This is a genomic window from Kurthia sp. 11kri321, assembly GCF_001534765.1.
GTDB lineage: Bacteria > Bacillota > Bacilli > Bacillales_A > Planococcaceae > Kurthia > Kurthia gibsonii.
Genome location: NZ_CP013217.1, coordinates 581531 through 606310 on the forward strand (window position 1 = coordinate 581531; position 24780 = coordinate 606310).

21 protein-coding genes, 1 other RNA gene and 1 pseudogene are annotated in these 24780 nt (G+C 36.5%); 18 read left to right on the forward strand and 5 right to left on the reverse strand.

Annotation, left to right across the window (positions count from 1 at the left end):
* Nucleotides 1-113 precede the first annotated feature (113 nt).
* The 5 genes from secG (at nucleotide 114) to ssrA (ending at nucleotide 5038) form a co-directional block, all read left to right on the forward strand.
* A complete protein-coding gene (gene secG, locus ASO14_RS03030) occupies nucleotides 114-341 on the forward strand; it encodes a preprotein translocase subunit SecG (RefSeq protein ID WP_068451255.1) in 228 nt (75 codons plus the stop codon).
* A 69-nt stretch (nucleotides 342-410) separates the two neighbouring features.
* Nucleotides 411-1157 (forward strand): alpha/beta hydrolase, encoded by a 747-nt coding sequence (locus ASO14_RS03035; protein ID WP_068451257.1) that lies wholly within the window; start codon nucleotides 411-413, stop codon nucleotides 1155-1157.
* 36 nt (nucleotides 1158-1193) lie between these two features.
* Complete coding sequence (gene rnr / locus ASO14_RS03040) at nucleotides 1194-3587, forward strand: ribonuclease R (protein WP_068451261.1); 2394 nt, start codon at nucleotides 1194-1196, stop codon at nucleotides 3585-3587.
* Between the two features lie 60 nt (nucleotides 3588-3647).
* Nucleotides 3648-4115, forward strand: a complete 468-nt coding sequence (gene smpB, locus ASO14_RS03045; protein WP_068451263.1) for an SsrA-binding protein SmpB — start codon at nucleotides 3648-3650, stop codon at nucleotides 4113-4115.
* Nucleotides 4116-4677: 562 nt separating this feature from the next.
* Nucleotides 4678-5038, forward strand: a transfer-messenger RNA (tmRNA) gene (gene ssrA / locus ASO14_RS03050).
* A 128-nt stretch (nucleotides 5039-5166) separates the two neighbouring features.
* Here the strand turns inward: ssrA and ASO14_RS03055 are convergent.
* The 4 genes and pseudogenes from ASO14_RS03055 to ASO14_RS03065 form a co-directional block, all read right to left on the reverse strand.
* Complete coding sequence (locus ASO14_RS03055) at nucleotides 5167-6333, reverse strand: site-specific integrase (RefSeq protein ID WP_068451265.1); 1167 nt, start codon at nucleotides 6331-6333, stop codon at nucleotides 5167-5169.
* A 105-nt stretch (nucleotides 6334-6438) separates the two neighbouring features.
* Nucleotides 6439-6663, reverse strand: coding sequence for a helix-turn-helix domain-containing protein (locus ASO14_RS03060; RefSeq protein ID WP_082701357.1), 225 nt, complete (start codon nucleotides 6661-6663; stop codon nucleotides 6439-6441).
* Nucleotides 6660-6800: pseudogene (locus tag ASO14_RS15310) on the reverse strand (hypothetical protein); the annotation flags it as partial. The gene ASO14_RS03060 and the pseudogene ASO14_RS15310, both read right to left, overlap by 4 nt.
* On the reverse strand, nucleotides 6743-7057 hold the full coding sequence (locus tag ASO14_RS03065; protein ID WP_068451268.1) for a phage antirepressor KilAC domain-containing protein: 315 nt from the start codon (nucleotides 7055-7057) through the stop codon (nucleotides 6743-6745). The gene ASO14_RS03065 and the pseudogene ASO14_RS15310, both read right to left, overlap by 58 nt.
* Nucleotides 7058-7245: 188 nt before the next feature.
* Between ASO14_RS03065 and ASO14_RS03070 the strand changes: the two genes are divergently transcribed.
* Both ASO14_RS03070 and ASO14_RS03075 read left to right on the forward strand, forming a co-directional pair.
* Nucleotides 7246-8742 (forward strand): DNA/RNA helicase domain-containing protein, encoded by a 1497-nt coding sequence (locus ASO14_RS03070; RefSeq protein ID WP_068451271.1) that lies wholly within the window; start codon nucleotides 7246-7248, stop codon nucleotides 8740-8742.
* A gap of 101 nt (nucleotides 8743-8843) precedes the next feature.
* Nucleotides 8844-10313 carry a hypothetical protein gene (locus ASO14_RS03075; protein WP_068451274.1) on the forward strand — a complete coding sequence of 490 codons (1470 nt, stop codon included), beginning with the start codon at nucleotides 8844-8846 and terminating at the stop codon, nucleotides 10311-10313.
* 823 nt (nucleotides 10314-11136) lie between these two features.
* On the opposite strand, the gene ASO14_RS03085 is transcribed toward ASO14_RS03075, so the two are convergent.
* Nucleotides 11137-11898, reverse strand: a complete 762-nt coding sequence (locus ASO14_RS03085; protein ID WP_325943565.1) for a class I SAM-dependent methyltransferase — start codon at nucleotides 11896-11898, stop codon at nucleotides 11137-11139.
* Between the two features lie 121 nt (nucleotides 11899-12019).
* Between ASO14_RS03085 and ASO14_RS03090 the strand changes: the two genes are divergently transcribed.
* From ASO14_RS03090 to ASO14_RS03140, 11 genes are all read left to right on the forward strand, one after another.
* Nucleotides 12020-12865 (forward strand): LysR family transcriptional regulator, encoded by an 846-nt coding sequence (locus ASO14_RS03090; RefSeq protein WP_068451283.1) that lies wholly within the window; start codon nucleotides 12020-12022, stop codon nucleotides 12863-12865.
* Between the two features lie 6 nt (nucleotides 12866-12871).
* The gene (locus ASO14_RS03095) at nucleotides 12872-13708 is read left to right on the forward strand and encodes a M23 family metallopeptidase (protein WP_068451285.1); all 837 of its coding nucleotides are present in this window, start codon (nucleotides 12872-12874) and stop codon (nucleotides 13706-13708) included.
* Nucleotides 13709-14093: 385 nt separating this feature from the next.
* Complete coding sequence (locus tag ASO14_RS03100) at nucleotides 14094-15665, forward strand: helix-turn-helix domain-containing protein (RefSeq protein WP_068451288.1); 1572 nt, start codon at nucleotides 14094-14096, stop codon at nucleotides 15663-15665.
* 192 nt (nucleotides 15666-15857) lie between these two features.
* Nucleotides 15858-16910 (forward strand): FecCD family ABC transporter permease, encoded by a 1053-nt coding sequence (locus ASO14_RS03105; protein ID WP_068451291.1) that lies wholly within the window; start codon nucleotides 15858-15860, stop codon nucleotides 16908-16910.
* Nucleotides 16910-17941, forward strand: coding sequence for a FecCD family ABC transporter permease (locus tag ASO14_RS03110; RefSeq protein WP_068451294.1), 1032 nt, complete (start codon nucleotides 16910-16912; stop codon nucleotides 17939-17941). Before ASO14_RS03105 ends, ASO14_RS03110 begins: the two co-directional genes overlap by 1 nt.
* A gap of 22 nt (nucleotides 17942-17963) precedes the next feature.
* Nucleotides 17964-19679: an ABC transporter ATP-binding protein gene (locus ASO14_RS03115; protein ID WP_068451297.1), complete on the forward strand. Its 1716-nt coding sequence runs from the start codon at nucleotides 17964-17966 to the stop codon at nucleotides 19677-19679.
* Nucleotides 19680-19690: 11 nt separating this feature from the next.
* A complete protein-coding gene (locus ASO14_RS03120; protein ID WP_068451300.1) occupies nucleotides 19691-20506 on the forward strand; it encodes an ABC transporter ATP-binding protein in 816 nt (271 codons plus the stop codon).
* A complete protein-coding gene (locus ASO14_RS03125) occupies nucleotides 20506-21426 on the forward strand; it encodes an ABC transporter substrate-binding protein (RefSeq protein WP_082701541.1) in 921 nt (306 codons plus the stop codon). Before ASO14_RS03120 ends, ASO14_RS03125 begins: the two co-directional genes overlap by 1 nt.
* Nucleotides 21427-21444: 18 nt before the next feature.
* Nucleotides 21445-22392 carry an ABC transporter substrate-binding protein gene (locus ASO14_RS03130; protein WP_068451307.1) on the forward strand — a complete coding sequence of 316 codons (948 nt, stop codon included), beginning with the start codon at nucleotides 21445-21447 and terminating at the stop codon, nucleotides 22390-22392.
* Nucleotides 22393-22404: 12 nt separating this feature from the next.
* Nucleotides 22405-23448, forward strand: a complete 1044-nt coding sequence (locus ASO14_RS03135; RefSeq protein ID WP_068451309.1) for an NAD(P)/FAD-dependent oxidoreductase — start codon at nucleotides 22405-22407, stop codon at nucleotides 23446-23448.
* Nucleotides 23449-23814: 366 nt separating this feature from the next.
* Entirely contained in the window at nucleotides 23815-24777 is a 963-nt protein-coding gene (locus tag ASO14_RS03140) for a glycosyltransferase family 2 protein (protein WP_068457229.1), read from the forward strand.
* Nucleotides 24778-24780: the final 3 nt, after the last annotated feature.

Genomic DNA, 24780 nt, shown 5'->3' on the forward strand with positions numbered 1-24780 from the left:
TGTACAAAGCGAAGTTCATGTTAAAATGGAAGTATCATTGTATTCGTGTGAAATAGCAGGACATTGTCAATTGAACAATGTTGTCGTGTTTTTTGATTCAGGAGGTGGAATGTATGCATACAGCAATTCTAGTTGCATTATTAATTGTATCAGTCGCATTAATTATCGTGGTTTTATTACAATCTAGTAAAAGTGCAGGTCTTTCAGGAGCCATCTCAGGTGGTGCTGAACAACTTTTTGGTAAACAAAAAGCGCGTGGTATGGACCTAGTGTTACACCGTATCACCATTGTACTTTCAGTTATTTTCTTTGTTTTAGCAATCGCTATCGCAAAATTTTAATGAACAGATGATAACCGTCTAACCACCATGAGGTTAGGCGTTTTCTGTTATATATTGGAGGTTTGTGCTATGAAAATTTCATTACCGAAGCCATTTTTCTTTGAAGGAGGCCCACGAGCAGTCTTACTGTTACATGGGTTTACAGGGAATTCAGCCGATGTGCATATGCTAGGACGTTTTTTACAAAAGAACGGTTATACAACGATGGCTCCGCATTATAAAGGACATGGGACATCCCCAGAAGAATTAATTCATACAGGACCTGCAGATTGGTGGGCCGACGTACAACATGCTTATCAATCACTACAAGAGCAGGGATATGAAGAAATTGCTGTCGCTGGACTGTCACTTGGTGGCGTATTTTCGCTAAAATTGGGTTATACAGCTCCATTAAAGGGAATCGTCACGATGTGTGCTCCAATGTCGATGCGTACAACTGAAAAAATGTTTGAAGGTGTGTTAAAATATGCCTATGATTTTGGGCGAGCACATGCTTATACAGAAGACGAGCAAAAAGCATTACAACAGCATTTAAAAGAGCAGGGAATGCCGTCACTACAAGAATTACGTCAATTGATTATTCAAGTACGTGAACAAGTAGATGAGATTTACGCTCCGATTTTTGTGGCGCAGGCAAGTAAAGATGAGGTCATCGATATTCACTCTGCACAATATATTTATGACACAGTCGAATCCAATGACAAAACGATTAAATGGTATGAGAATTCAGGTCATGTCATTACATTAGATCAGGAAAGAAAAGAGTTACAGCAAGATATTTTGGACTTCTTGAATACATTAGATTGGTCCAAGTAATCAAATACGAACATGCTGTACAAGGAGGGAAGATTTATGAATTTTGAACAACAAATACTCACGCTGATGAAACAAGAGAACTATAAGCCTTCAACGGTTTCAGAAATCGAAGATCAGCTGGGACTAACAGATGCCGAGGACTTTAAAGAATTGGTCAAAGCATTTGTAAAACTAGAGGAACAAGGACGTATCGTTCGCTCAGGACAAGATCGCTATGGTTTACCAATTCAAATGAATCAAGTACGTGGACGCTTCATCGGACACGCGAAAGGATTCGGATTTGTAGCACCAGAAGAAGAAGGTATGGACGATATTTTCATTCCACCAACTGCCACAAATGGCGCGCTAAATACAGATACTGTATTAGTGAACATCTCGAAATTAAAATCAGGTGAGCGACGTGAAGGTGAAGTCGTAGAAATTATCGAACGCGGAAACTCAACAATCGTTGGGGAATTCCAAGCGAATCGTGGTTTCGGCTTCGTTGTACCAGATGATAAAAAGTTTGGCACAGATATTTTCATTGCGAAAAATCACACACTTGGCGCAGTAGACGGACATAAAGTAGTCGTTGAAATTACAGAATGGCCAGATGGTCGTCACTCAGCAGCGGGTATTGTAACAGCGATTTTAGGGCATAAAAATGATCCAGGTGTCGATATTTTATCCATTATTCACAAGCACAATATTGATGTGGATTTCCCACAAGAAGTATTAGATGCCGCAAAAGCAATTCCAGATACCGTTCAACCACAAGACTTAGAAGGTCGTCGTGATTTACGTGACCAACTGATTGTGACAATTGACGGTGAAACAGCGAAAGACTTAGATGACGCTGTAACAGTAACGAAAAATGATGATGGTACGTATAAATTAGGTGTACACATCGCAGACGTTAGTCACTATGTAACAGATGGTTCACCACTTGACCGTGAAGCGTATGACCGCGCGACAAGTGTCTATTTAACAGACCGCGTGATTCCAATGATTCCACACCGTTTATCGAACGGTATTTGTTCATTGAACCCGCAAGTAGACCGTTTGACATTGTCATGTGAAATGACGATTAATGCACAAGGAATTGTCGTTGATCACGAAATTTTCGAGAGTGTCATTAACACAACAGAACGTATGACGTACACAGATGTGTATAAAATTTTAGAAGAAAAAGACGAGGCGCTTATTAAACGCTACGAACCATTAGTACCTATGTTTGAACATATGAAAGAATTATCGGCTATTTTACGAAATCGTCGTGAAAAACGTGGTGCAGTAGACTTTGACTTCAAAGAATCTGCAGTTGTTGTAGATGAAAAAGGATGGCCTGTTGATGTGGTTATTCGTGAACGTACAGTAGCAGAGAAGTTGATTGAAGACTTCATGTTAGCGGCGAATGAAACAGTGGCAGAACATGTATTCAACATGAAGCTACCATTCATCTACCGTATTCACGAAGATCCAAAACCTGAGAAGTTACAACGCTTCTTCGAGTTTATTACAAACTTCGGTATCCTTGTAAAAGGTAAGGGCGACACAGTGGATCCAAAAGCTTTACAACAGATTTTAGAGTCGGTAGAAGGACAACCTGAATACCCAGTAATCTCTACAATGATGTTACGCTCGATGCAACAAGCGAAGTATAGCCCAGAATCACTTGGACACTTTGGTTTATCAACAGAGTTCTACACGCACTTCACATCACCAATTCGTCGTTACCCTGACTTAATTGTGCATCGTTTATTACGCACATATGTCATCAATAAAGACACATCAGGCAAAACAATTGCGTATTGGGGCGCACATATGGAAGAAATCGCAAACCATACGTCAGAACGTGAACGCCGCGCAGTCGATGCAGAACGTGATACAGAATCGATTAAAAAAGCACAGTACATGTCAGATAAAATCGGTGAAGAGTTTGAAGGTATCGTGAGCTCGGTAACGAACTTCGGTATGTTTATCGAACTTGAAAATACGATTGAAGGACTTGTGCATAATAGTAATCTAACAGATGACTACTACAACTTTGACGAGCGTACAATGTCGATGATTGGCGAACGTACAGGACGCATCTTCCGCATTGGTGACAAAGTGAAAGTCAAAGTACACGATGTGAACTTAGAAGAATCATCTGTCGACTTTATCGTTGTCGGTATGCCAGCGCCACGTGCGAAATCAGGCAGACCAACACGTGTCATTACAGCAGGTGGACGCGGTGCGAAGAAGAAGTCTGAAGGACAAAAAGGTAGTGGTAGCGGCAGTTCGAAATCGCGCCGTACACCGAGTGGTCCAAAAGTGAACGGTAAAACACGTAAACAAGATCGCAAACGCAGTACGGAAGGCGAACCGAAAAAAGCGCATAAGGGCAAGAAGTTCTATGAGAGCATTGCTAAGCAACAGAAGAAAAAAGGACGCAAAAAGAAAAAATAACGAGCACAACCCTCCTGACAAATTATTTGTCAGGAGCAGCTCACATTTGAGGTGGTACACATGGCAAAGGGTGCAGGAAAAGTCGTTGCACAAAACAAAAAAGCAAATCACGATTATGCGATTGAAGAAACGATTGAAGCAGGCATTGTCCTAACGGGTACTGAGATTAAGTCAATCCGTAAAGGGAAAGTACAGTTGAAAGATTCCTACGTGCTTATTCGTAACGGTGAAGCATTCATTTCAAACATGCACATTAGCCCATTCGAACAAGGGAATATCTTCAACCATGACCCATTACGCACACGTAAACTCTTATTACACCGCAAACAGATTGACCAATTAAACTTAGACGTAAAACGTGACGGTTATACAATTGTCCCATTGAAAATGTACTTAAAAGACGGTTTTGCCAAACTATTAATCGGTACAGGTAAAGGGAAAAAGACATACGATAAACGCCACGACCTAAAAGCAAAAGAAGCAAAACGAAACATGGATCGAGCAATTAAAGCGAAAAATCAATACTAACAGGCATTTCCCTTGAAGTTTGACCATTTTTGTCATATAATATTCAAGTAATCAAGCCAGTATCAGATTCGTTCTGATTCTACAGTTGCCACTTTGCAACTGTATCCCGAATGAACCTTGATCATCCAATCTGCACTCTGAGAAGGCACACGCTTTCTACTGACGATGTTGCCCATTGGATGAAAAATTCACAATCACCCAATACTAGCTGTAAGAATGGACATATGAAAAACTCGTGGTGTCATAGACATTGTGAAGAAAACATATAGAAATTTCAAGATGCAAGCAAGATGCGAAAGCCACAGAACGCACGAAGGAGTGTACGTTTGTACATGACTGAAGCAAGTGAAGGCAGCTGACAAAGCATTGCGCAGTAGATTGGAACGGACATATGAAAAATTCGTGGTGTTACCGACACAATGAAAAAAATCATATAGAAATTTCAAGATACAAGCAAGACGCGAAAGCCACAGAACGCGCGAAGGAGTGTACGTTTGTACATGACTGAAGTAAGTGAGGGCAGCTGACAAAGTATTGCGTAGTAGATTGGAATTTATATCAGGGGGACGTTACGGATTCGACAGGGATATCTCGGCTTAGGTTGCGCGTCGGAGGTCTCGGCTTCGTCACCAACGGAAGTTATATAATAACTGGCAAAACAAACAACAACTTAGCTTTCGCAGCCTAGTCTGCTGAAACTGCCTATCTACCCTATCGCCCATGTAGCGTAGTTTAGGCTCACTTATAGTGGGATACGCTGTTAGGTGCCACCTTAGTCTAACAGAAGAGATTTCAAGGTTAGCGTACACGACGCCTGTTTGTCGGCATACTGTCACGTGAACTTGCAAGTAGACAAACTACACGCGTAGAAGCTTAAGTACTGGAGTTTCTGGACGCGGGTTCGACTCCCGCCGTCTCCATAAGACGAAATCATACGGTTTCAATGAGTGTCAAAATCCTTGATATAAAAGGGTTTTGGCACTTTTTTAATTTCATGAAGTTTCAATGAGTATCAATGAGACGTAGCTAAAGACGTAGCTGCTACTATGAATTAAATACTTAAATACTCCTCAAATTTTTGAATGGCACTTTCTTTTGCTTTAGCTGTTACGTGAGCATAGATGTTCATGGTCGTTTGAATATCGCTATGTCCTAAACGATCTTGCACTTCCTTAATTTTTGCTCCCGCTTCAAATAGTAGGGAACAATGTGTATGAAGTAATCCATGTGTCGTAATTGGTTTAAGATTGTATTTCTTTTGAACTTGTACAATCCATTTACGTGTTTTTGTTGGTTGTAAAAATTCATTATGTTCATTGCTAAAGATTAATTGGCTAGGTGATTTTGTATTAAATCCTAGTTTGAAATAATCTTCTTTTTGTTGTTTACGCCATTCTTTTAAAATTTCCATTGTTTGAGGATCCATTTTGATTGTACGAGCAAAGCCTGTTTTTGGGGGTTTTAAATATAATTGATTATCTTTTCCACGTGAGATAGCTTTATTAATAACGATTTTGTTATGTGTGAAATTTAAGTCTTTCCATGTAAGTGCTAAGGCTTCACCTTTACGCATACCGCTATAAGCAAGGAGGCGAAAAAGTGTATAGGCTTTTACGTTTTTCTCTTTTTCAAAACAAGATAAAAACTTGATTAATTCTTCACGTGTATAAAAATTTTCTTCCGCTTCTTCCATACTTGCTTGTTTCTTTTTTAAAGCGACAGGCATATCTACATAATCAAATGGGTTTGTTTGAATGAATCCACGTTTAATGGCAAAATTCATTACTTTTGCAGCGTACGATTTTACCTTTTGAAAGTGTTTAAGTTTATTTGCCCATTCATCTACGTGCTTTTGACAAACATCGATTGTGATTTTTTCAATTCTGTAATCACTCATAGCAGGTAAAATATGATTTTTAAAGATACCCATTGTTTTTACAAAGGTACTTTCTTCAACCGTTTTTTCATATTGTTTAACCCAAAGGTTATAAACGTCTAAATAAGTTTCTGCAACTTGTTTAAAGAAAGTGCCTTTATCAATTTGTAATTTAATTTTTGCTAATTCAAGTTTTGCTTCTTTTTGGGTTTTGAAATTTGAACGTCTTGTTCTTTTTGGCTTGCCAGTTAAAGGATCAATTCCAATGTAAATTTGGAAGCGGTAACGTTTTTCACCATTTTTTAATTCGTATTTTTCAATCGTTGTTGTATTTTTTGTCATGATAATTCTCCTTCTGATTTGCGTTGTAAGAGCAATAAAAAGAAGAGGAATTACCTCTCATATCTATTATAACTCCGTAGATACCAAAGACAATTCCTCTTTATTTTAAAAGCTGTGATTTTCATAAAATTTATCAATTTCTTTACAGGATACACGTTTCACTCCTTCGACCTCTGCAACACGCAATCCCATTTCACGAAATTTGATAAAAGTATTGTAAGATACACCCGCATATTCTGCTGCTTCTTTTAAGGAAAGCCATTCTTTTGGTGGTTTTGTTTGTAAGGTAATAAATATTTTTTTAATTTCTTCTAGCATTGTATTATTCATTTCCAGTCCTCCCATAAATCACTGAATGAAAGTTGATGGTTTGTTTCTGTTTCGATTTCTTCATACTTTGTATTGGCAATTACTGAATGAATAAACTTACGTCCTTTTTGCGTCCAAAGAAAATCAATCTTTGAGTTTTTTCTTGTTCGAGAAACTTGATAACCTTTATTTTGATATTTAGCATAAAGTACCCAAGAAGAATTTTTTTGTTTGTTGGGTAGATGATTTTTAAATCATGAAGCTTTTTATTTAATGCATTTGGACTCATTTCTAATTCCTTAGCGATTTGAGTAGTGTTTATTCCTATTGGTGATTTCAAGATGACATCATGATATTCTGCTTTTTCTTTTAAGACATTTAAAACTTTTTGATCGATTTTTTTAAAATTTGGCATATTCTTTTTGCTCCTTAAAAATAATTTCAAGAGCGTTGTATACCAAAAAAAATAAAAAACAACCAAAATAAAAAAATTAAATCGTTTATTTTTGATTTTCTTTATATATAAAGGAGTCAATGAGACAAATTTTTAACTATATATATAATCTCGTAAATATTTGTCTCAACCATTTAAAGGAGTAGAATATGAAAAAATATATAAGCAAAGAATTAACAAAAGAAAAAATAAAAGGATTCACCAATGAATATATTTATCTGATTGGTGGAGAATGCGGAAGCGGTAAAACAACTGCTATTATGACGAATCTATACGAATATGCGGCATTGAAGGATAAACAAATTTTATATTTATGCAATCGGTCTACTTTGGAAGAACAGTTAATTGACGAACATCTAGAAGAAGTAAAAGAGCATATGGAGATAGCAATGTATCAAAGTGTAACGACTTCAATAGAGAAAAATTATTCGTTGCCATTTCATCGAATGGAATATGATTTTCTCGTCGTTGATGAAGCTCATTTAATTTTTGATTCAAGCGATTTTGATATTAACCCAGTATTATTTGTGGAATATCTCAATCATTTTAAAGGAATCATATTGGTATTAACAGGAACACCAAAAGGATTTAAAAAACTTGAGCCTTTTTTGAACAGAAAAATAAAAACAGTACGTGAAGTGAATAAAATGAATCATTGCGTTCGAAATATATACGTTACAGGAAATGAAATAGAATTCGATGAATTTAAAAGAAATTGTATAAGAAATGGAGATAAAAACTTTGAGTTGACGGATAAAGTAAAGAACTTTAAAGACTATAAAGAAAATAATATAGGAAATTCAGTGGCAAACATCGCATCAATTCATCGACAAGATTATAACCAAATTATGAATGCGTATGATAAAGCTGTAAGAAAAGCAATTGTGGGCACACAAAAAATGATTTGTGAAGCATTAATAGCCACTTCTTCGATGGAAGTAGGAATAAATATTATTGCTGAAGAAAATTATTTAGTGAGTTACAGTTATTTGCCAACGGAAAGTACAATTATTCAATTTGCAAGTCGTATCAGAGTGAAAAATCAAGATGAATTTTATGTTGATTTGATCTTTCTTATGAAAAAAACTGATAAAAAAATTATTAATAAAATGAAAGAAAGATTAAAAAAGATGAAACGCAATTATAAGGTGTATGGTGATTACGAACAAATTTGTAAAAGACACAATTATTGTATTGGAGAAAGAGATCAATTAGATGGAATTATAGCAATGAGAGAATGTAATCCAATTACAATGAAGTGTTTGGAAGAGAAAATAGCATTTCAAGAAAAATTTTATGAATCAGAACAGCTTTTAAACTCCTACACAAAATTGTTAAATGAATTGTATCCCAATGTCCCAATTATTTGTTTGGAAAAAATGAAGATTGAAAAAGAGTTGGACGTATTATTAAAGGATTCGAAAATATTCATATTAATAACAAAAGAGGAGAAAATGGAGTTTCGTTTGAAGATGAAAGAGAGCGGGATTAAGACAAGAATTAAAGATGGAATCCCTAGCATTAATTTAATTAATGATTTTTTTGAACAATACAACATTAATTATCGAATTAAGCAGCAGAGAAAACGATTTGACGGAAATAAAAATCAAACAAGATATTGGGCAGTAGAACACGTTAATTACTAACGTGTTTTTTTATTAAAATGAGAATTTTATTATAAATTGAATATTTTGTATTTTATGAATATAATTGTATTAAAATAATGATGTATGGAGTGGATTTTAAAATGACAGAAAACTTAACAGGTATAGAATATACGAGCTATCCTAAGATAGATATTATAAAGGATGGTGCCTCATTAGAATCTATAGATACATCTGTTTCAAGATTAAATCAGCCATTAGCAGATATGTTGGAATATATTGGATTACCAACTGAGGATGTTTTAGTGTCTACGGAGGAAAGGAAAAAAGTAATTTATTCATTACAAAGTACTTTAGACATACTACCTATTGAAGAAAAAGAAAAGGCATATTATTTATCTAAATTTGCAGTTGCGGTTACAGTTGGTTTATTTGACGGGGCTTTAAATTTTTTGTGGAATGAAACAGTAACCGCAATTAGAAAAATGGCTTATAAATTTGATTTACAATATTTCTTTACGATTGCTGGAGAGCTATCTAGTAAATATAAGAAATTATCAACTTACGAAGATTTTGAAGTGGTATCAGAACATGATTTACTAGAAATTTGTAGAAGAATAGGTTTGTTAAATGATATTAATCATAAAAGATTAGAACATGTAAATTATTTAAGAAATCATGCCAGTTCAGCACACCCAAATCAGAATGAGATAACAGGAATTGAAATGTTAGGCTTACTTGAAAATTGTTTAAAATATGCAATTATAGCTAAGCCAGATCATTCAGTTATTCAAATTCAAACGCTCTTGACAAATATAAGAATACACAAGATACCAACTGAGGATTATGAAATTATTACTGAAGATATGAAAAAGCAACCTCAAGAAAGATTAGACGATTTCATAATTTCTATCCATGGTCTATTTTGTGATGAAAGACAAGAACAATCGGTTAAAGATAATATCGAAGGCTTAGCTAAAGGGATTTGGCAAGCTACGTCGAAAGATGTTAAATATGCAATTGGAGCTAAATTTGGCTTGTACAGAAAAAATGGGGAAACATTAAAAAAAGAAGCAACACAAAGATTTTTAGAAATTGTTGATGGGGTACAATATAAAGATGATGATAGTTTAGCCGCAGAATTAATAGAAAAATTGCAATATTTAAGATCAGCACATTATGAATTTAATAATTTCTATAATGAGAGTGTGCATGCAAAGTCGATAGCCGATTCTTTACCTGTTAATGGTATACCAGATTCTGTAAGAAAGCTATTTGTAAAAACAATTGTAGTGTGTTATGTCGGTAATGGGAACGGTCGTAGAGAAGGGGTTGATGAAGGGGCTATTCCATATTATGAGGAATTTATTAGAAATTTTTCAATTAAAGAAATTAAGGAATTCCTCAAATTATTTGAGGATAAAGAGTTTATAGGAGATTTTCATAAAGATATTCCAGACAATAGACTTCGTAAACTTATTGGGGAATTTAAGAAAGAAACAAGCGATGTTCATTTGAATTCGGCATTAGATTATATGTTGAAATATCCTAAGAACAGAATGGATAAAATAGGGATCGATACAGGTTACAAAGATATTTTGAAGAATATATAAATTATAGTTCACTTGAATTTTAAGTTTTGGGTGATTGTATGTAAAGGTTGATTACCCTTGCTATCTACAAAGTAAGGGTATTTTTTATTTCAAACATAGCGGGGTATAAAAAAAGAAGGTGAATAATCACCTCCCAAATTGCTCTTACAACGCATATTTTTAATGTATGGTAGCTAAATTGGTAGCTAATAAATAAAATTAAGATTTGAAACCGCTCCAAAGTATTGATATATCAACATTTCTACAAAAAGCGGTTTAACTCCCGCCGTCTCCATACTACGAAATCATATGATTTCATAGAGTGTCAAAATTCTTGATATATAAGGGTTTTGGCACTTTTTTGTATAAATAAAAGAGACTAGGACAAAACCCTAGCTAAAAGCTCTTTTTGGTCGATGCTTTCAACTTTTAAAAGAGGTGAAAATAGAGATAAAGAAGCTATGAATGGATGGTATAGTAGTCTAGGTTTTATATTAGCAATAGTAACTACCTGTATTTCAATCTTTACTAATATCTATTCAGGAGATGAAGATAAAAAGAATATAGCTTTTATCATAACAAATTTTTTATTTTTAATAGTTGCAATGTATTTTGTAGTTCAACATGTTCGTATTATGAATTTAGAAAAAAACCTTAATAATAAAAGAGTTTTTTATACGTTTTTAATAAATAGGGTTTTATAAAAGACGCTAAATCGTTTACTTTAGAAGAACACCATATATTATTTTAAATAATTATAATATTAAAAGAAAAATAACAACAAATTTTGCCAACATAAAAAAATAAGAATCATTCATCCGATTCTTGTTTTTTTCATCTCCATCTACTTCACCCCCACTACACGTATCCTTTTATAATCCGCTAGCCATCTCCCGTCTTGCCACAGTACATCACGCAGGCGTTCTTCCACCTTCTTAATAATCCTGTCTTTCGCGTTCTTTTCAATTCCTTCAAATAATCCGTCCGCAAACATATACATCCAGTTGCGTAAGCCTTCGTCACCTTGGAGTGGTGTCGGGCGATTGATATGTTCGGCGAATGTGACGTGAAAACCTGCTGCTTCCATTAGTGTTGTGTATTCAGCAATACTTGGGTAATACCAGGGGAACTGTGCATCGTCAAATCGGTATCCAGCATGCCTGATTTCATCAATGATGGCATGTGTAATCGTTTCGACATTGTGCGCGCCGCCGAATTCAGCGACGAATCTTCCACCTGATTTTAAAATGGCGTACATACTTTGTAGAGCAGTGAGTGGCTCTTTCACCCAATGTAGTGTCGCATTTGAAAAGACTGCATCTACATTTGAAAAGCCTGTTAGTTGTGTTGCGCTTTGTACATAGAATGGAATGTGTGGGTACTTTTCTTTTGCGGTGGCAATCATATTTGGTGAAGCATCAATGCCAATCACATGAACATCTTGTTTTGAAAGTTCATGCGCTAAGTCTCCTGTACCACAACCTACATCTACAATGGTCTCGCCTTGCTGTGGTTGTAATAGTGACAAAATATCTTTTCCGTAGTGTGAAACGAAGGCGTGTTGCGTATCATAACGCGTCGCATTCCAGTAATCTTGTTTGGTCATCTTTTCCATCTCCTTATTGATTCGCTGTGATTCATTTGAGTATAATGGAAAAATATACCGAAGAACATTCAAGAAAATAGCGTTTTAGTATAACGATTCGTTATCGTAAAGAGGGGTTTCTATGCAAATTAAATGGCTACAAACATTTGTTGTAACAGCGAGGTGTGAAAATTTTAGGCAAGCCTCAGAACAATTATTTTTAACGCAACCAGCCGTCACAAAACATATTCAGCGTTTAGAAGAAGTCATTCATACAGCGTTATTTCATCGCACGAGTAATCGCGTCACATTAACAGCGGCGGGGAAGCGATTTTATACCTTTGCGAATGATTTACTCGCCGAATATGAAGCAGGTATGGAAGCTTTTGAATCATGGAAACAGGGGTATGAACAGAAGCTTGTTATCGTAGTTGCACCTCAAATTGCGGCATCATTATTACCGACATGGTTGGCGCAGTTTATGGCTGAAAATCCAACAATTGAGGTCATAACGAATATTGTCTCCTCTTATGACGTGGGACAAGAGGTGAGTTCAGGGCGAGCTGATCTTGGATTAGCACGTATTCTACCGATTCAACCGAGTATTGAAGCACTTCATATACATGAAGAACCGATGCTTTTAACGTCGAAGAAAAGACAAGGAGATTGGGATGAGGAGCGAGTTATGCAGACAGACCGTATTATGACACATAACCACCCGCATTGTAGCGATGCATTTTTGCAGCAACTAAAGCACGCTTATCCTCTCGTTCGAACGATGCCAGTGAATCAAATTGAAGTAACAAAACGATTCATTGAAGCAGGGCTTGGAAGTGCCTACCTACCGTATTCGATGATTCAAGAAATGAACGAAGTCATGACAATCCCAGCACAAGCCATCGCACCACCGATTTCGACGACCTATCTTTTAACCAAAGTACGCACAGTGGAAGTAGAGAAGTTTATTCAGTTTTTAACGGAAGGATGAAAGTGGATGTTACCAGACTTTGAAGTGGAATTTGTACAAGGCGAATGGAAAAAATATTATAAGTGCACATCAAAGAGTTTTCAAAAGCAGATTTCCTATTGGCGTTTTAGCAGAATGTGTCGCAGCTTTTTAAAAGGAGTTAGCGCATTAAAACGTCAATACGAAAAAAAGCTGCTTCATTCGATTCAAATTCTTTTTGTTGATGAACAGTGTGAAAAAGCAGTTCACATCATGACTGATTTACAAGGAACGATTCAGGGCTTTACATTGCGTCCTTACTATCAATTTGACACAGATCATCGGTGGACAAAAAATACATATCACATGCCTATTTGTGACGAATGGTTTATATTTTGGGGTGGTACGAATGAATTTGAAAATTACCATTATCTCTATCCTCATCAGCGCTATGCGTATGATTTAATACGTGTTGTCGATCATCAAACATTTAAAAATGAAGGAATACACAATGAAGATTATTTTGCTTTTGGAGCTAAAGTAGTGGCTCCATTAGACGGAAAAGTACTTCAAGTCATTCAGCATATTCCAGACCAACCAGTAGGTGAGATGAATGAAGCAGATTTTTTAGGAAACTATATCATTCTCGAACATGCGGAAGGAGAATATAGTTTGATAGCCCATTTGAAGCAATATAGTACCGTAGTGAAACAAGGCGATGTAGTAAAAAGTGGTGAGTTACTTGCGCTTTGTGGCAACTCGGGGAATTCTTCTGAAGCTCATATTCACTTTCAAGTAATGGATTGTCCACATATAGAGCAAGCCAATTCGCTACGCATTCGATTTGAAGGTGGAGTAGAGCCTGTGCAAGGGGATACAGTTTAAAAGAGAAATAAACATACAAAAATCAAACTCATTCAAAGTGGCTTGGTTTTTGTCGATTATTATAGCTTGAATTTCCACTTTAAGCCCAATTTTAGTAGAAAGAAATCCTTTAAAGCTCGAAAAATCCGATTATTCGATTAGTTTTAACACAATCTACAGAGCCATTTATCGAGGTGATTTAACGAGGCAAATTTGAGTCATGGTCATCGTGGTGTTACCCGAAATTTGTGTCATAAAGGGAAGCCACCTTATGAGCTCTTCTTCAGATAAAGCCTCTTTTTATGTCAATTTTATCAATCCAATAACCTTACATTGTCTTTCCAACCTTTAACAAGTAGAATGTAAATGATAATTATAATCAATTAGAGAAGGGGACATGGCGATTATGGAGCAAGTGAGTCGATTTGAAGGTGTGGAAGAGCGAATTTTAGAGGAGAAGAGTCAGATACAGTTTACGGAGGCGACGAATGTAATTTTGGTGGTAATGTCAGGAACGGCACAATTGAATGGCTATATTCCATTAATAAATACATCCATTTTTATAGGTAATTTAGGTTTGCGTATGGAATTGAAAAATAAGGAAGATCAGCCATTCGTTTATAGGATTTATCGCTTTCAACAATATAAATTGCGAAATCGACAAGATTTTCAACTTACATATGAGTTATCAAAAGAATATGTGAACTACAATGGGCTAGTTTATCATAAATCTTCAAACAAAGTGCGCAAAGTGTCAGAAGCGTTATACCAAGCGAATAAAGAAAGTGAGCAGGCACATTTACTTTATAAATTACTATTTACGATTGAAGAGGAGTTCAAATTACAAAAAAGTCAATTGACCGAAGTGACATTCCAATCGGTATTGGATTATGTGTCAATTAATTCGAATAAACCGTTGAAGCGTGATGAGGTAGCAAATCATTTCGGCTACCACCAAAATTATTTCTCAAAGCTTATTAAAGCAGAAACAGGTTGGAGTTTTTCAGATTATTTAGCGCATATTCGTTTGGATAAGGCGAAGGTATTATTGTTGGATTCGAGTTATACCATTACAGAAGTATCAAGAAAAATCGGTTATCAAGATTCATTGTATTTTAGTCGGAAATTTCGGAAACAGACGGGGCTGTCACCTACTGAATTCAGATTATTCAAAGGACAGAAGCGTATTTTTACGTTTCAATTTACAGGAGATTTATTAGCTGCGGGTATTCAACCTGTAGGCACATTGAATTGGCCGGGTAATATTCCACCTCATTTCGTCCAAGAGCTGGGTGATGCATTTCTTGTACCGCGCGATGATTATCCGACGATTGAGCAGTTGAAGGCTTTGGATGTAGATTTGATTATCGCGCCTTCTTATTTATATACACATCCGAAATTAATTGAGGAGTTGGAGAAAATTGCACCTGTCTTCATTTTGAAATGGGATCGTTGGGATCGTTTAGAAGAGGCGAAAATCATTGCAAAATTACTCGGACGTGAGGAAGAAACGGCAAGTTGGATTGCACGTTATGAGGAAAAGGTGGCGAGAGGGAAAGAATTACTGAAACCAATAATTGAAGCGGGTGAAACAGTTGGTGTATTTGAACTGCGTGAAAATAATCAGGTAGGTGTATGGCGTTCATCTGCGAGAGGTGCTTACAATATTTATAAGCAACTGGAATTGAAAGTACCTAAGTCGATTGAAGAAGATGTTTTGATGCCACATAAACATTTGGTCATCGATGAATATTTAATTTCGTCGTATGTGGCAGATCATATGTTAGTTATTGTGCATACAGCGGAACAAGGGCTACGACTGAAGGAATCGAAATATTGGGAAGCGATTCGGACGAAATATCATAGCAAAGTGTATATTTTACAACTCGAAGATTTTTGGGCAAGTGAAGGGGCTTTTTTGGAGCATCAATTGGATATTCAAGTGAAAAAACTAGCAGAGGGCGACTATATCTTATAATCGTCCATATCGTATAGCTTACATTCGACTATGTTTTTTATACTATTGTCTTGCTACAATTGAAAATGGTTATCAGTTAAGGAACAACACAAGAGATGACCGTCCTTTTAATAAAAATACATGAGGATTCTCTAAAATTTTTTTAAATGATAATGAGAATCATTATTGATAAGGTGGTTGGTTGAGAGAGTTATGGCTAGAGTAGCAGTACATATGGATGAAGTGATGGAGAAAGATCGAGAAATCTATGCAAGACCAGTTGTAGCAACGTTTGTCCTTATTTTTGGTTCAATCCTTTTGGTAATTAGTATGTTTTTAGCATTAGCCTATGGTGCAGCAGACGTCAGCTTAGCGACGATTAAAGAGGCGATTTTTAATTATGATGCGACGAATAGTAATCATCAAGTCATTCGTGATTTACGATTCCCACGAATTATCGGTGCAGCTCTAGTTGGTTCAAGTTTTTCGGTAGCAGGTGCCATTATGCAAGGAATGACGAGAAATCCACTAGCCGATTCGGGGTTACTTGGCATCAATGCGGGTGCGGTTCTCGTAATGGCAATCAGTTTCGCTTTTTTCCCGAGCTTACCTTATCATTATTTAATTTTATTTTCATTTTTTGGCGCAGCAATTAGTGCAGGGTTAGTGTACGGCGTAGGTTCACTTGCGAGAGGGGGATTAACACCGCTTCGTCTCATCCTTTCGGGTACAGCAGTGAGTGCATTATTCAGTGCATTAAGCGAAGGAATTGCTCTTCATTTTAGAGTAGGTCAAGACTTAGCATTCTGGTATGCGGGTGGTGTTGCGGGTACAACCTGGGCACAGCTTCAAGTCATGGTACCAATAGTAGTCATCATGATTATTGGCGCAATTATTTTATCGAAATCAGTAACGTTACTAAGTCTTGGCGATGATGTCGCAGCAGGTTTAGGGATGAATACAACTGTTGTAAAAGTAACAGGTACAATCATCGTATTAATGCTTGCGGGTTCAGCAGTATCGGTAGTTGGTGCAGTAGGTTTCGTCGGTTTAATCGTACCGCATTTAACGCGTTATATTGTTGGCGTGGATTACAGGTTCATCATTCCATGTTCGGCGGTTATTGGTGCAGTTCTGCTCGTACTAGCCGATTTAGTTGCAAGAACAATTAATGCTCCTTATGAAACACCGATTGGTGCATTGATTGCATTAATTGGCGTCCCATTCTTCCTTTATCTTGCGAGGAAAGAGAGGAGAGAACTGTAATGACGACAATTGATTATACAAGAGCTGACCGAAAGCGTAAGAAAAAGGCGACGGTTACACTCCTTACTTTCGCAATACTTATTTTTTTAACATTCATCATTAGTATGAATACTGGGTTTATCCGATTATCGCCGAGTGAATTGATTCAAACTTTATTTGGTAATGGTACAGCGCAACAAGATTTAATTTTATTCGAATTCCGTTTACCTCGTATTATCATCTCGATTTTAGTCGGTGCTTCATTAGCGGTGTCGGGTTGTGTTATGCAAGGTTTTTCGAGAAATGCGTTAGCAGATCCAGGGATTTTAGGAATTAATGCAGGTGCGGGGTTGGCAGTTGTACTTTATATCGCCTTCGTACCAATTGAAACAACATCATCAGTTATGTTACTACCTTTATTAGCATGGGTTGGTGCAGGTGTCACAGCGACAGTTATTTATATGTTAGCATTCAAAAAAGGCGACGGTCTATCACCGACAAGACTATTACTAACAGGAATTGCGATTGCTGCAGCAATCAGTGCAGCGATGATTGTTCTTGTTTTGAAACTATCACCAGAACAATATAATTTTGTAGCAAAATGGATGGCAGGAAGTATTTGGGGGTCAAATTGGAAGTATGTTGTATCAGTTCTACCATTCTTTCTTATCCTATTACCATATGTCATGTACAAGGCGAAAGTGTTAAATGTCTTGAATATGGGGGACCCTATTTCATTCGGACTTGGTATAAATGTGGAAAGAGAGCGTCGTTTATTATTAGCGGCAGCAGTTGGTTTAGCAGCTTCTTCCGTATCAATTAGTGGTGGAATTGGTTTCGTCGGTTTAATCGCACCTCATTTAGTACGTCGCTTAATCGGACCACAACATCAGTTTTTAATTCCTGGCACAGCATTGGTAGGGGGATTATTAGTATTGATGGCAGATACATTAGGCAGATGGATTATACAACCATCTGAAATACCAGCTGGTATAGTAGTCGCTTGTATTGGCGCACCTTATTTTTTATACCTACTAGCTAAATCGAAATAATAAGGATTGAAAGGGAGTAACGATGTTAAAAAAATTCTTTGCTTTTTATAAACCGTATAAATGGCTTTTCATAGCGGATTTCACATGTGCGATTTTAGCGGCACTTGTCGAACTGGCCTTTCCTTTGGCAGTGAATCGTGTCATTGACGACTACTTACCAACAGGTAATTGGTCCACTATTTTAACGGCATGTCTTGTATTAATGAGTATCTTCTTATTGAGCGCATTTTTCCACTACATCGTCACGTATTGGGGGCATATGCTCGGTATCAATATCGAATCGGATATGCGTAAACAAGCATTTAATAAAGTGCAAATGTTACCAAATCGCTTCTTCGATAATAATAAAACAGGTCATCTCGTATCGCGTATGACGAATGACTTAATGGATATTGGTGAAATTGCTCACCACGGTCCAGAAGATTTATTCATCGCCTTTATGACACTTATCGGTGCATTCGGTTTGATGATGATGATTAATCCACAATTGGCGATTCTAACATTCATTGTCATTCCATTCCTGCTGATTCTATCAATTTACTTTAGTAAAAAGATGTCGAAAACTTTCGACCGTTTCTTCCGTGATATTGCGGATTTCAATGCACGAGTTGAAAATAATGTAAGTGGAATTCGTGTTGTCAAAGCATTCGCAAACGAAAATCATGAAATCACTCAATTTGCAGTAAATAACGAGCGTTTTAGAACGACTAAATTAATCGCTTATAAAGTGATGGCATGGAATGCGTCGATTAGTCATTTCTTAATTAAAGGTGTGTCAATCTTTGTCCTAGCTTGCGGCACATGGTTCGTAATTAATAATAAAATGACTTTCGGTGAATTTATGGCGTTCATCTTACTTTCAAATATTTTCATTGGACCAATTAATCAAATCAATTCTGTTATTGAGACGTATCCTAAAGGAATTGCAGGCTTCAAACGATTTATGGAATTATTGGATACACCGGAGGAAATTGAAAATACGAAAGATGCCGTTACGATTGATAAAGTGGAAGGTGAGATTGCTTATAACAATGTGAGTTTCGGCTATACCGATGACAAGCAAATATTAAATAAAGTGAATTTCAAAATTCGCAAAGGTGAGTCGGTCGCATTCGTCGGACCTTCAGGTGGTGGTAAAACAACGATTTGTAGTTTATTGCCAAGATTTTATGATGTTACTAGTGGTTCGATTACGATTGATGGTATCGACATTCGCCAAATGACGCAGGAATCTTTACGGAATCAAATTGGTATTGTGCAACAAGATGTCTTTCTATTTGACGGCACAATTCGAGATAATATCGCTTACGGAAAATTGGATGCGACAGATGAGGAAATTTGGGAAGCTGCAAGACAAGCGCAGTTGGAAGAATTGATTCATGCGCAACCAGAAGGCATGCAGACAATGATTGGCGAGCGAGGCGTGAAGTTATCAGGTGGTCAAAAACAACGACTGTCGATTGCACGTATGTTCTTGAAAAACCCGCCAATTTTAATTTTAGATGAAGCGACTTCTGCACTTGATACTGAGACAGAAATGGCAATTCAATTAGCATTAAGTAAGCTATCAAAAGGACGTACGACATTTGTTATCGCACATCGATTGGCTACGATTCGTGATGTGGATCGCATAATCGTTGTGACAAAAGATGACATAGAAGAACAAGGGACTCATGAGGAACTTCTACAAACTGGCGGAAATTATAGTCGACTGTACGAAGCACAATTCCAACTCTAGGAGGAGTCAAGATGGAAATACGTTTAAAAACAAATGAATTAACAATTGGATACGATGACCATATTATCGTAAATAATCTTAATATTGAAATTCCACAAGGAGAAATTACAGCACTTGTTGGGGCGAATGGCTCGGGGAAATCGACTATTTTAAAAACAATGGCTCGACTAATGAAACCAAAATCAGGCGGGGTATCTCTTGATGGAAAAATGATTCATGAAAAATCTACGAAAGAAGTGGCGAAGGAATTAGCGATTTTGCCACAGAACCCTAGTGCTCCAGATGGTTTAACGGTGTATGAGTTAATTAGTTATGGTCGTTTTCCGCATCATAAAGGGATAGGATCATTGACGAAAGAAGATCGAAAAATTATTCATTGGGCAATTGATGTTACAGGAATGGGTGAATTCTACAACCGTGGAGTTGATCAATTATCAGGTGGACAGCGACAGCGCGCGTGGATTGCGATGGCGTTGGCGCAACAGACAGATATTTTATTTTTAGATGAACCAACGACATTTTTAGATATGGCGCATCAGCTTGAAGTATTGAAATTACTTGAACATTTGAATCAAGTGGAAGGTCGTACAATCATCATGGTCGTCCATGATCTCAACCATGCGACGAAATATGCGCATAATGTCATTGCCATTAAGAAGGGGACTGTTGTAAGTAGCGGTAATCCAAAAGAAGTTGTGACGAAGGAAGTTTTGCGTGAAGTGTTCAATATTGAGGCGGATATTCTCGAGGATCCTCGCACAGGGAAACCTCTATGTCTGCCATATGAATTAACGGAAGAGAAAAATGAGGAGCGTGTATTCGTGTGATGAGTCGTAAGAAATTCAGTTGGTTAGCGGTGTTAATTGTGGCAATTTTTGTACTTGCAGCATGTGGAAATAAAAAAGAAGAAAAATCATCTTCAGACAAAGTGGAGATGGTCGATTATACAGCGAAAAACGGTACAATTTCGATTCCTAAAAATCCGAAACGTGTTGTTATTACAGCTGATAGTTTCGCAGGATATGCATTACAACTAGGTATTAAACCTGTAGGGCTTTCAAGTTTTGCGCTTAGCAATAAATATTTTGGCAATCGTATTGATGGAATCGTAGATGTCGGTGGCGAAGAGTCGCCTGAGAAGATTATGTCGCTTAATCCAGATTTAATCATTTCATTTGCACAATCTGAAAACTTGGACAAACTTGAGAAAATTGCGCCGACTATTGCAATTCTTCCAAAAGAAATGACATTTAAAGAAGAGATGACGGAGTTTGGTAAGATTTTTAATAAGGAAGAAGAAGCTGCACAATGGATTGCGGAGTGGGATAAGAAAGTAGCGAAATATAAACCACAAGTTCAAAAAGTAGTTGGTGATCAAACGGTCTCTCTTTTAGGTGTTTATGGTAAGAATGCGTACGTATATGGAGATAACTTCAGTCGTGGCGGTGAAATTATTTATGGTGAATTCGATTTAGCGATGCCAAAAATAGTGAGAGAAGAAACATCTAAAGGAAAAGGTTATGCTTCATTTTCAGTAGAGAAATTACCAGAGTTTGCGGGGGATTATATTTTTGCAGAGTCAGGTGATGAGAAATTTTCAAAAACGAAGCAAACAGGTTTATGGAAAACATTGCCTGCTGTAAAGAATAATAGAGTATTTGAAATTGATGAAACAGATGCTTATTTCAGTGATCCAGTTTCATTAGATCAACAATTAGAAGAAATCGTAGATGTTTTTACAAAATAAAGAATCGAGGAATTTAAAATGAAAAGATTAATAATACTTTTTTGTACGATAAGTTTAATTTTCGTATTAGCTGCTTGTTCAAATAACAAGGAGAAGGATGGTAAAGCGAGTGCTAGTGAGGAAGAAAAAACGCGTGAAATTGATACAGTAATGGGAAAAGTAATCGTACCGTCTGATCCACAACGTGTCATAGTTGATTGGAACTTAGGTGAGGTAATGGCAGTGGGAATCGAACCGGTTGGTACTTCTAAAACGATTTTAGATTTCGGAGTTTTATTAAAACCATATGTAACTGAAAAAACACAGGATATCGGTGTGGATGGTCAAGTTTCAATGGAAAAAATATTAGATTTAAAACCAGATTTAATTATTACGTATGATAAAGAAGCAGTAGAAAAATATAAGAAAATCGCCCCAACTGTAGTATATGACGTATCACAATATGACACGATTCAAGAAAAAGTAATCGGTATGGGTGAGATTTTAAATCGACAAGAAGAAGCGAAAGAATTTAATAAGAAATTAGAAAAAAAAGTAGCAGCTGCGAAAGAGCGTATCGGTAAAATCATTCCAGAAGGTAAGACGATTTCAATTATTGACGTAGGTACGACAAAATCAACACTTGTTGTAGGTAAAACAGGCGAACGTGGGGGGGACACACTTTATGAACTACTAGACATGAAAGCTCCAAAACGTGTGCAAACAGATATTATCGATAAAGATGGCGATCGCCTAGATGTTTCATGGGAAAAAGTTAGCGATTACGCGGGCGATTATATCGTGAAAATTTCGAATCCAGATGTGAAAAATCAAAAACTACCTGCAATTTGGAGTACATTAGATGCAGTGAAAAATGGTCATGTTGTAGATGTAGATGTTCATTCTTATTTCATGAGTGATGCATACACAGCAATGCTTCAACTAGATGATTTAGCAGGTGCTATTGAAAAACAAATTAAAAAATAATGAGGTGTCAACATGTCTTTAGAATTGTATGATGTAACGATTGTCGGTGGCGGACCAGCTGGATTATTTACGGCATTTTATAGCGGAATGCGTGATTTGAAAACGAAGCTAATTGATTCAGGTTCAGAGCTTGGTGGACGTATGCGCATTTATCAGGAGAAAATGATTTGGGATATTGGTGGTTCAAGACCAACTTTATGCCGTGATATGATAGATCAACTAATCGATCAAGCGAATACTTTTGAACCGACAATTATTTTAAACTCAGAAGTAATCGATTACGAGAAATTAGTTGATGGTAATTTCCTTATTACGACGCATGATGGAAAGCAGCATTTATCCAGAACAGTCATTTTAGCTATTGGCTATGGCATGCTATCACTTCAAAAACTTGAAATTGAAGGCGCTGATCGATTCGAAATTACGAATCTTCATTACACTGTGCAAGAATTGGAGCAGTTCAGAGGGAAGCATGTACTCATCTCTGGAGGTGGCGATTCGGCTGTCGATTGGGCAAATGAACTTGTGCAAATTGCTAAACAAGTAACAGTTGTCCATCGTCGTGATGAATTCGGCGGTCATGAGCGCAACGTTGTGAATATGAAAAATTCTAAAGCACAGGTACTTACACCATTTACAATTAAAAGTCTTCAAAGTGAAGATGGTGAGGCGATTAATGAAGTCTTCATTGAACATACAGAAACATCGGAAGAACGTTCGATTTCAGTTGATGCAGTCATCATCAATCATGGTTTCAAATATGATAGCGGCAAGTTAGAAGAATGGGGATTGGAGTTAGATAATGGTTGTGCAGTCGTCGATCATAAATGTGCGACGAGTATTCCGGGTATTTACGGTGCAGGAGATTTCACAACATACGATTCAAAAGTACGTCTCATCGCAGGAGCATTTGCTGATGCTGTACTCGCTTTAAATAACGCCAAAATGTATATTACACCAGATGCACGCGAAGTCGCGATGGTATCATCCCATAATGTGAAGTTCAAAGAGAAAAACAAAGAACTTGGATTGGATGATTCAGACTATTATGGATAAGACTAAATAAAAAAACATCTCCGAGCGATTGGAGGTGTTTTTGCTTAATTTCACTTGAGTTATGTGTGAAAGTATAAGAATTCAGGATTATTATATCTTTATTTTTGTGTAAATCATTATATAGATTAATATTTTACATATGATACATCAAAGTTAGTTGATGTGTCTCAGCTGACAGTAGATCGTGTACCAAATGCCAATGCATGCTAACTTATAAGATAAAACACCATGTATATGTATATTTTATTAAATAATGAAAAAATAATAATTTATAACAAATTTATGTTAAAATTGTTACAGAATTAAAATATAACAATATATGGAAGGGTGTAAGTAGTGAAAAAGCTTATTTCAATATGTGTGCCGATGTACAATGAAGCTGAAAACGTCGATGCATTTTATAAGCAACTAACAACAACGATTAGACCTCTAACTCAAAAGTATGATTTTGAGTTCCTTTTTATTAATGATGGAAGTATCGACCATAGTGTGAAAAAGGTAAAAGCTTTAACATTAGCAGATGTAAGGGTGAAGTTGCTCGATTTATCGAGAAACTATGGGAAAGAAGTCGCGATGGCGGCAGGTTTTGACTATTGTTTAGGAGATGCAGTGATTACGATGGATGCAGATTTGCAACATCCACCTAAAGTAATTCTTGAAATGGTCGAACAATGGGAAGCTGGTTATCTTGATGTATATGGAAAAAGGAATGAACGAAAAGGCGAAAGTTTTCTAAAAAAGAAAATGTCCGAAATCTACTATAAATTACTCGTTAAATTTTCAAAAGTAGAAGTATTGCCAGGTGTAGGTGATTACAGATTATTAGATCGTGTATGCATCGACAGTATTAGAAAAATGAAAGAAACGCAAAGATATACAAAAGGGTTATATATGTGGATTGGTTTCCGTAAAAAAGAAGTCAACTTCGATGCGGAGGAGAGATTTGCGGGAGAAACGAAGTGGAAATTCATGGACTTATTAAAACTTGGTATTGATGGCTTAACATCGAACACAACATTCCCGCTTAAAATTGCAGGTATATTGGGCGGAATTCTCTCATTCAGTTCGATGCTTTATATGGTTTATATTCTCATAACGACATTAATTTACGGAACGAGTGTACCAGGTTATCCAACGCTCGTCACATTGATTCTACTGCTTGGTGGTTTCCAACTAATTTCATTAGGCATCATGGGTGAATACTTAGGGAAGATTTTTCATGAAACGAAAAACAGACCGCTTTATTTTGTTCAAGAATATACAGGTAAAAAAATTGAACTAGAAAAAATTCAATTATCGCAAAGATTTGCGAAAACAGAAAGTGTATAAAAA